We start from the raw sequence: 9,229 nt of genomic DNA, 5'->3' as shown, positions 1-9,229 counted from the left end.
AATGCAGACTGCTTTCTGCCGCTTGTAACCAGGGATCAGCAAACACCATGCCAACTGCTCCGACGCGCCAAGAAGATGATTTTCTTTTATCAATGGGCGGGTTGAGGGCAGGTTGATGTGTATTTGAGGGAGAGACCGGCGAACAAAACGTTCCAATCACGACAAACCTGACAAAAGTGGCGGATGCCCGACATTTGCGAGAAATGTCGACGGTTGCGCTGGGGACAAGGGAATTCACGTGGACTTCAAATCGCGCCAAGGATCATGTGCCTGTTCGTGGCTAAGGGGCGTTACCCGGAAAATCAAAACTCGCGGAGCTCTCCGCTATTCCATATCGCGCCGCGATATCTTCGAGCGCTTCCTGAAAGACGGCCGCGTCGAAGTGGACTCCACATGTTGAGCGGGCAATCAAGCCCCAGGCGTTAAGAAAAAATAGCCTGTTTGCTGAAGGTGACGAGGGCGCGACATACTCCTCATCTGATGATGTCTATAAAAGAGGATTTTGAACCGGATCCTGAGATATCGGACGCCGGGATCGCCTGGCATCGGCTTCGCGGCGCACGGTTTCGTTGTTGAAGGTCGGAAAGCTGGATGATCCACGGCGCTCCGGTGCATAACTGGCGAGCGGGAAGGACACCGCTGCTGACCATCCGGTAGGCGGTAGCTCGACTCACCTTTAGAATGTCGGCGGCCTCGTCGAGGGTTCTCTCACCGCGTTCGGCCCGTTCACCTTCTCGATAGACGGAGATGCCGTGGATGTTGCGAAGACTGCAGACGTGGCTTCGCGTCCAGCTGGCGCCATGCCCTGTCCGCTTGCCGGATCGATTCAAGATCGCTGCGATCGACAAATCGGGCAACTGCCTCGCCAAGTTGCGAACGAGATCGACAACATCAGCCTTAACTGCCCAGCGGGTCTGGCCGATCTTGTTTTTCTTCACCGTCATCCGGGTGTGATCGCCACCCTGCCAATGAATGACGAGCGCCAATGTGTCGTCAACGGTATCGACAATGATTTCTTTGATCAGCAGCCGAATGATCTTTTGGCGTGTCTCGATAGACGCGTCGGGACCTGTGCCATGCCTTACTATAGATCGCTACCGAGCATCATCAATCTTGTACGGTCGTCGGCCGATAAAGCAGGCGTGTTACGGTCGGTCGAGAGCATCTCGAACTGGACCTCGAGATCACGCAATAGGATCAGCTTCTCATTCCAGCGCCGCTCCAGTTCGCCGGCGACCAACCGATTGCCCGGATCGACAGCATCATACTGGCGGCGCGCCCTGGCAGCCTCGTATTGTGCTTGCTTGATTAAGTTCTCGAGTTGCTGTTGATTGTCGCTATGACGCTGCGTGTGCGCCTCCATTGCCCGCAAGGCCGCCTCGATTCCCAGAGGTTGCAATCGCTCGAGCACCTCCTGCGCCACGGCCCGATCGACCCGCATGCCGCCGAACCCGATACAGTTGCCGACCGCCATGGCGCCGAACGTGCCGCGACAAACATATCGCTGCGTATTGCCGCCTTTCCCGGAGTATTGAATGTGCAATCGGCGACCGCAGCGACCGCAACGGAATAGTCAGGCAACAAAGCTTGGCGCGCAGTTCAACGAGTTTGGTTGCCGAAAGGCGCGGCGCAGCTACGATCTCGATCGAACTTGCCGCAGGATCAAACATCCATGCCGGAATTTGAAATGAACCACCGTGTGCCAGAATGAGCAGATAGTGAACGCCTTCGTGCTCATGGCTGCCGGTTACCAAGACGGTTTGGTCAACCAGTGGATGGAAGGGATAGGTGACCCTTGCTTCAAACGTCGGAAATCCGGCATTATGAACCCGGCTCGGAAGGCGGCGGCAGGACTTGGGCGACGATCGCGACGCTGCTTCAAACTGCATTTTGCCGCGCGCGGCAAAAGCACGTTTATACTGACCAGCAAACTATGCCGATTAACCGACTTTGCCAACGTTTCCGGCACCATAGCGGCCGCCTAGTCGGCATAGCTTTGGGTCTCTCCGTCGCGAAGGAGAGGACACATGAACGCAACTCAGGATCGCATCGCCCTATGCAGGAAGCTAGTCTACAGTCCACATCGGGACGACGATGCACGTGGCACTCGCTAAGCCTGTTTCGGGATCTGATCGACTGGCATGTCGGCAATGGAATACTCCGCAGGATTAGCGAGGTTCACGTCGACCGCTTCCCTGAGCATCGTTTCAAACACTGGAGACCCGACTCGGGCGATTGATCGGCGCTCCGCCGCTCGCCTTTGGCGTTACGGGAGAATGGCTTAATACCGACCGCGCTTCCTATTCAGCGCAGTGAGCACGAGAAGATCGACGATGCTGGCCGGTCCCAAAAACGGGATGGCAGCTTCTAGAAGTCGATTGAACGGACCGGTCGGGACCGGCGTCCGCACGCGGTGCCCCACGGTCTGTCGGCCTCTGAATTCTGTTCTGCAGGTAAAGTCAGCCGACGCCGTCGCGTATCGCGACTTTGGAGCTCGTTGGGTTCGCTCGCCAGCCCCTTCCTCATGCGATGCGGCTCCGCCCGTTTGCAAGAAACGCTCCGGCGTCCCAATACTTTTGGCTTTGCTCGACGGCGCTGTATCCCGCAGCTTCGATAGCCTTGCTCCGAAACGCTTCCTGCGGGGTCGTCAACTCCTGCAGTCAGGCGCCTTCCGCCGCTGCGTTATGATCCGTCGGAGCCAGACTTTCAGCGGCTGTTTCCGCCGCTGACTTTATGGCTGCGGACCCTCACGGTTGAACTCTCCAACCCGGATTAGTGCCGGTCGAGTTCGGCTTCGACCTTCTTGCGACTGTTGCCTACGTTCTTCACGGTCTTCTTCACCGCTTCCTTGGAAATGCCTTCCTTCCGGGCTTCGTACTTCACCTCGTGATCCTGACCACCTGCGACGCGAGCACGATCCTGGCTGGGGGCTTTGGATGTGGTTGCCATGGTGAGATCCTCCTAATGTCGGTCCTTACGAACGGGCGCCGATTCAATAAGTTCCGGCCTCCGTTATGGTGAGGCGCGCTTCGGCGATGTCGCGGACGCGCTGCACATGGCCTCGGGCGAGATGGTTCACTTCGACGATGAGATCGCGCAAGGCATATCTGCGACCGCAGTTAATCAGTAGCGGACAATTCTTCCCAGGCAGTTGGTACGGCTCGTCGTGTGCCTATGAGCAAACCCATGGATTGATTGTCATAGAAAGCAGGACTAGAACAACAGCGCTAATGCAGGAGCGCTCGGCATCCGAACGCAGAACAAGATCGCGGCGGAAGCCACGCAAGAGCGTCGTCTGCGAAGAGAAACCAAGCGGCTCGGCAGGTTGCGGCTAACCTCTGACCGAGTCGGCACCACGAAGGAGCCAACCCATCGGGGACAGATCCCCCTCAGCCGCTACATCAACGTGATTTGGAGTTTGGAATGGATCAATTTGCTACCGCCGACAACACCTCCGCAGCCGCTCGTCGCCGCGAAGCCAGGATTGCGAAGGGCTACAGCCTTGAGGACCTGGCCATCGCCACCGGACTTACGGTCGAGGAAATCGCAGCGGCCGAGGAACCCCTTCAGATCGTGCCTCAGCACCACCTCGAGCGCATTGAGCATGTGATCTCATAGCTTCCGTCGCCACCGGCACGCGGTCCCGGTTTAGGGGCCGCAGTCAACCACGGAGGGCGCGGAACGAAAGATCGATGCTCTATGGGACGTCCTAGGCGCATTGATGCTCCGCTTCACGCCGACAGAATGCGCAAACTACTTCAGGGCTGCTGGATATGAGCCGGATTGAACAGGATTTGCTCTAGTCGATATTGCGTCCAATTGAAGTGTCATCCGCCATTTTAAGATAACTGCAGAATCACTTAAAGAGAACATGGCACCAATGATCGCACAAACAACCGGTCCGCTTCTGCCAACCGACGCAGTTCCGATTGTCGCGATGTTCTTCTACGATATGGCGCAACTATCTGCTCGGTGGCTTAGGTAAGCCACCGCCGTTCGCGGCTTGTGGCTACTCATCCTGCCGGGCTGCGCTGTCCGTCGCGTCACGCGCCGCACCCAATCGATCGCGATGCTGATGCCAATGCGGAAGCGCTTGGACGCCGCCCGGCACCGCCGCCCGGCACCACACCCCTCCTGTATCACCGCTTCTACAACTTCTCGCGGTTATTCGAAACAGGTCTCGCCATCCAGCTCAGCCTCCTGACCGGCCAGAAGGATGAATCTGATTTGCGTCATAGGGAATCCTTCTCACGGGTCTACCTAAAATCATCCCGCTCTAAGCTTACGCGCACAACTCGCGGTTCAGCATGAACTCGCAACATCTGTTTTCCGGTGCGAGGGTCATACCTCGATGCGATCGTCAAGCAGCCCGATCTGTCAAAGCCGCGACTATCTCTTCCAATGCAAATCTTAGGCTATCACTCAGCTTTCGATCTTTTTGCCAAACGACGACGTAGTGATATGTTGCCCCTGGCTGAAATTCGCGGAATGCAACGTCGAATTCAGCATATTCGCTCGCAATGATCTCGTTCGTAATCGAAACGCCGATCCCTGCCATGACATAGCCAATGTCATGGCCATTGGCGTCATATTCCACGGCGATGTCAGGAGCGGTTCCCATATATCGAAGGGCATTGACGCTCATTTGGTGAGAGGCAATTTGCGGGTCGATATCGATGATCGCCTCACTAGCAAGATCTTCGGCAGTGACAAGCTGCTGTGCCGCAAATCGATGGTTGGCCGGAAAAAGACATACGTTGGTGGCCGAGCCGACGGGCACCCAATCAAGAATGCGCTCATCAAGAGGCAATCGGGAGATGCCAAGATCCGAGCGGCCGTTTAACACATGATCTGCAATCTGCTCATAAGTTCCTGATTTCACCTGAACGGCGTAAGAGCGGCTTCTCTCCCGAATCCTTTTGACCACTTTCGGCAAGGTCGCGAAGGAGAAAGCGCTTGGCGCCGCGATGCCGATCATTCGCGTATCGTTGTTCCGCAGGAAGTCGATTGACGGTCCGATCCGATCAAGTCCGGCAAACGCCGCGTCGATTGTGCGTAGAAATTCCCATGCCTTGACGGTGGGGATCAACCTGTTGTTTTCCCGGCGGAAGAGCGCGAAGCCGACAGTCTCCTCTAGCTGCTTGATGTTTTGGCTGACCGCCGGCTGGGTTATTCGCAACATCTGCGCTGCGAGCCTTTCCGAGCCGGCGCGCATAACCTCCCGCAATATTTGAAGGTGGCGGATCTTCACTCCGGAGTCGGTGATTTCCATGGCCGGGAATCTCAATCGTGGTCGGGCGACGCGCCTCATAAGTTGCGCTTATCAAAACTTCCTGAATCTTATAAATTGACGGCGGCAAGTCAAAGTATATTTTTGACATACGCCAAACTTAGAGCGCTGGTTAAGCTAATAAATCCAATCTACCCTCGGTTAAATCTCGGCAAGCTCTTAGTATATGTCGGGAGAATACCTTTCCGATTTCGGTGCGCTCGCAAGAATATTGGAGACTTGCATTGTACGCATTTGTAGATCAATTTTTATCTGGATTGAAGAACACACTTTTAGTGTTTGCCTTGAGCTGCGCTTTCGGGACCCTATTAGGTTTGCTTATTGCCGTTCTCCGCAACTCGACCCGCAAGTCGGTTTCATCGTGCATGCGGGCCTACACGGGCATCATCCGGGGTGTTCCGGAACTTCTGATCATCCTCCTGACGTATTTCGGCGGAACCGCCCTTTTGAGCGCGATTGCCGGTGGCTACATCGAGATTAATGCATTCGCGGCCGGTGTCGCGGCACTGACCGTCGTGTTCAGTGGGTACGCCGCGGAAATATTCCGTGGTGCGATCAACGCGGTTGCACCGGGCCAACGAGAGGCTGCAGCGGCGCTCGGGCTTTCGAACGCGCAGATTTGGTTTCTGATCATCATTCCCCAGATGATCCCGATCGCTCTGCCGGCATTCTGCAACCTTTGCATCTCCTTGATAAAGGATACATCGCTGATTTCCGTCGTCGGGCTGACGGATGTCATGCGCGTCGCCTATATAGGCGCGGGCTCACTGCGCGCTCCACTCCCCTTCTATCTCGCAGCGTCTGCAATCTACCTCGCCCTCACAAGCCTGTCGCTTCTTTCGTTCCGGTTATTGGAGCGCCGCTATTCGCTCCCGGCGATGAAAGGTTGAGACAATGAGCATGACCATCGCGCTTGAAGCGTTTCTCACCCTTCCCCGCGGCCTTCTTCTCACTCTGGTTCTGACATTCGCATCGCTTGCCGCAGGCTTCGCCGTCTCGGTCCCGCTCGCCTTCCTACGGGCATCATCAAATCCGTGGGCTTCCGCGCCCGTGCTGGCATATACCTATGCGTTCCGCGGCACGCCGCTTCTGGTTCAGCTTTTCCTGATTTACTACGGGATTGGCCAGCTTCCCCTCGTCCGCCAAAGCTTTCTATGGGCCGTGATGCGAGAGCCATTCTGGTGCGCGTTTATTGCTTTCACCCTGAACAGCGCCGCCCATACGACAGAAGTTCTGCGCGGCGGGATCCAGGCGGTACCGCGTGGGCAGATTGAAGCGGCCAAATCCTTGGGCCTTTCCCGTTTCCACACGGCCCGTCTTATCGTGTTCCCTTTGACCCTCAGGATCGCTCTTCCCGCCTATGCAAATGAGGTGGTTGGAATGCTGAAGGCAAGCTCCCTTGCAAGCACCATCACGCTGCTTGAGGTGACCGGGCTCGCCCGGCAGCTGGTGTCGGAGACATTCGCCCCATACGAGGTCTTCATTGCCGCGGGGGCTTTCTACCTGCTGCTTACCCTCTTGATTACGCAAGGTTTCCAGATGCTGGAGACGCGTTGGACGCCGACGGCAAACCGTCCACCGCCGGCGCAACGCGTACGTCGAAGAGCGGACGACAAGCCGCCTCTCGCCTCGGCTGAAACTTGACGCCAGCCCACATCCCGGACGCCAACAATCAAACTCAGCAATGAAAGGAACATCGTCGTGAAACGAACACTTCTGCTTGCCCTGTCTCTTGTCGTCTGCGCCAACAACGCGGGAGCAATGGACAGGAAGACACTGACAATCGCCTCTGAAGGTGCTTCGCCGCCCTGGAATGCCATCACCCCCCAAGGGGAGCTCGCCGGCTTTGACATCGACGTCGGCCGCGATCTTTGCCGGAGGATGAAGTTCGAGTGCACTTTCGTGCCTCAGGACTGGGACGGAATCATACCGGCGCTCACCGTTGGAAAGTTCGATGCCATCATGTCGGGGATGGCGATAACTGAGAAGCGGAAGAAATCGATCGCTTTTTCCAAGCCCTACGCCGGAGGTTTCAACCAACTCGTCATACTCAAAGATCTCGATCTTCCGCCCACGGATACGTCGGCCGAGCTCGACCTCACAACTATCGATCCTGAAAAGCGGGCAAAGATCGAGGAGCTTCGAACCACTCTCAACGGCAGAACTCTAGGCGTGTTGCGATCATCGAATTCGGAAGTCGTGCTCAATGAACTGTTCGGAAAGGTCGCGACGATCAGGAGTTACGATTCTCAGGACAACATGCATCTCGATCTCGTGGCTGAGCGCATCGATGGTGGCCTTGCCGACTATTTCACCTGGAAGGCCTTTCTCGACAGCAAGGATGGCGGGATTGCAACGCTCTACGGCCCGCAGCTCTCCGGTGGCTTGTGGGGCCCGGGTGTCGGCGTCGGACTTCGGCAAGACGACAGCGAACTCGTTGCGGCATTCGATAGCGCCATCGAGGCCGCCACGCGTGACGGAACCTTGAAGCGGCTGAGCGAGCAGTGGTTCAAGATCGATGTTTCGCCGCGTACGTCAAACTAGCACTGGCTCTAAGGCCCGTATTTCCGCCGAAGCCACAGCGCGTGAGCAATCGGCCGTTCCAAAGATCGAAGGCAGACCATATGTCCGCACCCTTTTCCATTGCCGTCACCGGCCAGTCGCTCATTCGTCATGATCTTCGAGCCATCAGCGATCCACGGCTCGCTGAAATCGCCGAGATCCTAAAAGCAAGCGATATTGCCTTCACCAATCTCGAGACGACAATCTATGGTCGTCATGGTGGATGGCCGCTCAAAGGCAGCTACTTCGGCGCCGCGACACCGGAGGTTTTGCCTGCGTTGAAGGAGCTCGGTTTCAATAGCCTGGCCCTGGCAAATAACCATGCCTTCGATCTCGGACCGCCGGGGATACTGTCGACGCTGGAGGAGGTTGCGGCACACAATTTCCTGCATGCCGGCATCGGCCATAACAAGCATCATGCTTCCACGGCACAGAAAATGACGTTCGGATCCCGGAGTGTTGCCCTCATTGCCATGGATGCCGGGCCGGGCCCGTCTTTCATGTACGCCGAGAACGCAAGCCAGGACAGGATAGCAAGGCCCGGCATCAATAGGCTGAAGGTCTCCAGGGTATTCGACTTGGAAACGGGAACATTCAACCTGCTTCGCTCCATTCAGGAACATCTTCTAAGTTCGCCTTTGGAGCGCGCCAATTATGCCCAGCCGGAGGATCCGCCGAATCTTAACGGCCAAGACGAAATTGATTTCTATGGAACCGTGTTTCGCAGATCAGACGAGACCGCTCGCCGCATCGTGGTGGACCGGCACAGCGCCCGGGCTCACCTTTCGGCGATCGCGGAAGAAGCGGGCCGCGACACATTCGTCATCGTATATTTGCATCATCACCATTGGGAGCCGAACTGGCAGCAAGTCCCCGCCTGGGTCCGGGAATTCGCGCACGACTGCGTGAATGCCGGCGCAGGCCTCTTTGTCAGCCATGGCGCTCCGGTCCTTCAAGCGGCTGAGATATATCGGAATACGCCAATTTTCTACGGCCTTGGCAACTTCCTCTTCCATACGGAAAGGGACGAACAGGAATGGAGCCCGCCGGAAGTGTGGAGGAGCGTTATCGCGACCTGCAACTTTGGATCTAGCGGACGGCTGGAGAGTATCCACTTGCGTCCCATTGTGATCGGTGGAACTGAGGCCTTATCGAATCCTGACCGCGATCGCCTCCCCTTCCCTGTGCTTGCCGACGGCGGGATGGCGGCAGACATCCTTGATGACCTTGCCGACCGCAGTGCCGGTTTCGGCACTGTGCTTGAACGAGAGAAGAACGTCGGCCAGATCGCTTTGTAGATGCGGAATAGACCTGCAGCACGCGGCGAGAACTCTGCGAACCGCTGACCAATTCTGCAGCCGCCGCTCCGTTGTCTCT

11 protein-coding genes and 4 pseudogenes are annotated in these 9,229 nt (G+C 56.8%); 8 read left to right on the top strand and 7 right to left on the bottom strand.

Annotation, left to right across the window (positions count from 1 at the left end):
* The coding region (locus EFD56_RS33000; RefSeq protein ID WP_205621999.1) for a hypothetical protein at positions 1-238 on the bottom strand (238 nt) is incomplete at its 3' end.
* 51 nt (positions 239-289) lie between these two features.
* Between EFD56_RS33000 and EFD56_RS32855 the strand changes: the two are divergent.
* A pseudogene (locus tag EFD56_RS32855) lies at positions 290-461 on the top strand (IS66 family transposase); the annotation flags it as partial.
* A gap of 12 nt (positions 462-473) precedes the next feature.
* On the opposite strand, the gene EFD56_RS30545 reads toward EFD56_RS32855, so the two are convergent.
* The 3 genes and pseudogenes from EFD56_RS30545 to EFD56_RS33365 all read right to left on the bottom strand — a co-directional run.
* Positions 474-986, bottom strand: coding sequence for a helix-turn-helix domain-containing protein (locus tag EFD56_RS30545; protein ID WP_225897203.1), 513 nt, complete (start codon positions 984-986; stop codon positions 474-476).
* A 98-nt stretch (positions 987-1,084) separates the two neighbouring features.
* Positions 1,085-1,543, bottom strand: coding sequence for a hypothetical protein (locus tag EFD56_RS30540; RefSeq protein WP_011053402.1), 459 nt, complete (start codon positions 1,541-1,543; stop codon positions 1,085-1,087).
* Positions 1,544-1,679: 136 nt separating this feature from the next.
* A pseudogene (locus tag EFD56_RS33365) lies at positions 1,680-1,754 on the bottom strand (DUF5372 family protein); the annotation flags it as partial.
* Between EFD56_RS33365 and EFD56_RS32850 the strand changes: the two are divergent.
* Positions 1,719-1,985, top strand: a complete 267-nt coding sequence (locus tag EFD56_RS32850; protein ID WP_185185231.1) for a hypothetical protein — start codon at positions 1,719-1,721, stop codon at positions 1,983-1,985. The pseudogene EFD56_RS33365 and the gene EFD56_RS32850 sit on opposite strands and share 36 nt — an antisense overlap.
* A 787-nt stretch (positions 1,986-2,772) precedes the next feature.
* Here EFD56_RS32850 and EFD56_RS30520 read toward each other — a convergent pair.
* Positions 2,773-2,949: a DUF3606 domain-containing protein gene (locus tag EFD56_RS30520; RefSeq protein ID WP_008536033.1), complete on the bottom strand. Its 177-nt coding sequence runs from the start codon at positions 2,947-2,949 to the stop codon at positions 2,773-2,775.
* A gap of 474 nt (positions 2,950-3,423) precedes the next feature.
* Here EFD56_RS30520 and EFD56_RS30515 point away from each other — a divergent pair, with 474 nt between their 5' ends.
* Positions 3,424-3,618, top strand: coding sequence for a hypothetical protein (locus tag EFD56_RS30515; protein WP_010068053.1), 195 nt, complete (start codon positions 3,424-3,426; stop codon positions 3,616-3,618).
* A gap of 58 nt (positions 3,619-3,676) precedes the next feature.
* Positions 3,677-3,787 (top strand): annotated as a pseudogene (locus tag EFD56_RS30510) (IS630 family transposase); the annotation flags it as partial.
* A gap of 209 nt (positions 3,788-3,996) precedes the next feature.
* On the opposite strand, the pseudogene EFD56_RS33360 reads toward EFD56_RS30510, so the two are convergent.
* Positions 3,997-4,187: pseudogene (locus EFD56_RS33360) on the bottom strand (IS630 family transposase); the annotation flags it as partial.
* 173 nt (positions 4,188-4,360) lie between these two features.
* Positions 4,361-5,272 carry a LysR family transcriptional regulator gene (locus tag EFD56_RS30505; RefSeq protein WP_008536031.1) on the bottom strand — a complete coding sequence of 304 codons (912 nt, stop codon included), beginning with the start codon at positions 5,270-5,272 and terminating at the stop codon, positions 4,361-4,363.
* Positions 5,273-5,514: 242 nt separating this feature from the next.
* Between EFD56_RS30505 and EFD56_RS30500 the strand changes: the two genes are divergently transcribed.
* The 4 genes from EFD56_RS30500 to EFD56_RS30485 all read left to right on the top strand — a co-directional run bounded on the left by EFD56_RS30500 (position 5,515) and on the right by EFD56_RS30485 (position 9,150).
* A complete protein-coding gene (locus EFD56_RS30500) occupies positions 5,515-6,180 on the top strand; it encodes an ABC transporter permease subunit (RefSeq protein ID WP_016737469.1) in 666 nt (221 codons plus the stop codon).
* 4 nt (positions 6,181-6,184) lie between these two features.
* The gene (locus tag EFD56_RS30495; RefSeq protein ID WP_085861377.1) at positions 6,185-6,934 is read left to right on the top strand and encodes an ABC transporter permease; all 750 of its coding nucleotides are present in this window, start codon (positions 6,185-6,187) and stop codon (positions 6,932-6,934) included.
* A 57-nt stretch (positions 6,935-6,991) separates the two neighbouring features.
* Positions 6,992-7,834: a transporter substrate-binding domain-containing protein gene (locus EFD56_RS30490; protein WP_037146998.1), complete on the top strand. Its 843-nt coding sequence runs from the start codon at positions 6,992-6,994 to the stop codon at positions 7,832-7,834.
* An 80-nt stretch (positions 7,835-7,914) separates the two neighbouring features.
* Positions 7,915-9,150 (top strand): CapA family protein, encoded by a 1,236-nt coding sequence (locus tag EFD56_RS30485; RefSeq protein WP_008536027.1) that lies wholly within the window; start codon positions 7,915-7,917, stop codon positions 9,148-9,150.
* The last annotated feature ends 79 nt before the right edge of the window (positions 9,151-9,229 follow it).

This window comes from Rhizobium phaseoli (assembly GCF_003985125.1).
Taxonomy (GTDB): Bacteria; Pseudomonadota; Alphaproteobacteria; order Rhizobiales; family Rhizobiaceae; genus Rhizobium; species Rhizobium phaseoli.
Note: the sequence above shows the minus strand (reverse complement) of the source record. Positions and strands in the feature narration are given on the sequence as shown.